1 protein-coding gene is annotated in these 857 nt (G+C 47.0%); it reads right to left on the bottom strand.

Going from position 1 to position 857, the window contains the following annotated elements:
* A partial coding sequence (locus KIV40_RS25925) for an IS110 family transposase (RefSeq protein ID WP_285352067.1) occupies nt 1-755 on the bottom strand: 755 nt, incomplete at its 3' end.
* Between the last annotated feature and the right edge of the window lie 102 nt (nt 756-857).

Below are 857 nucleotides of genomic sequence, written 5' to 3'. Positions count from 1 at the left end.
CGCCGTAAATCACCGAGTTCGGCGATGGTGCCGAGAGCGACCAATAATCGGACGCCGCGCATCGCTTGAATGGCTTTGACGACAGGATAGTATCGCCAATTTTTTACCTGATGGAGCAGTTCATTATCGAGGCGCTGAAGTCTTTGTATCCGCTCGCTGATAGTCATGATCATCTCTTGCAGAACGATCTGTTGGCTATAGTGAGGGAGAATGAGGTCTGTCAGCCACCGTAGATGCTTTTTAGACCAGTTGTCATTCACTGTTGCTTGAACATTATTGCGAAGTAGAAAGCCTTTGAGTTGGAACTTAGCGTCCTTGAGATCTTTCATAGCAGTTTCTCGGGCTCTTGAGAGATCTCGAATGGCTTCATCTTCGGCTTCTGGAACATAGATAGGGGTGAGCTCTTCAGCCTTGAAGAGTTTGGCAAGCTTAGCGGCATCTCGTTTGTCGGTCTTCACACGGTCACCAGGCTTTTTAGGGATAAGTGAAGGAGCGACGACATAGCAGCAGTGCCCAATGCTTGTGAGCAGGCGGTAAGTCCAGTATCCACATGGTCCAGCCTCATAGACAAAATGAAGGGTAGCTTTAGGATATTTGGACTGAAGTTGCAGAGCCAATTTAACCAAAGCTGACTTGTTTGACTTAATGCGGCCAAGATGTTGCGGTTGAGCACCACGATGACCTTGCAGAACTGCGACTTGGATAAAGGACTTATGCGTATCTAAGCCAATGAAAATTATGCTATCGTTGTTCATGCTAGCCTCCAAATTTAGTTGTTTGCAAACTAATTATGGCTCTGGCTTTACGCTAACCCACGAAATTGGAGGCTAGCACCTCGTGGGGGTCATTATGTCTAT

Source organism: Vibrio sp. D173a, assembly GCF_030248475.1.
Note: the sequence above shows the minus strand (reverse complement) of the source record. Positions and strands in the feature narration are given on the sequence as shown.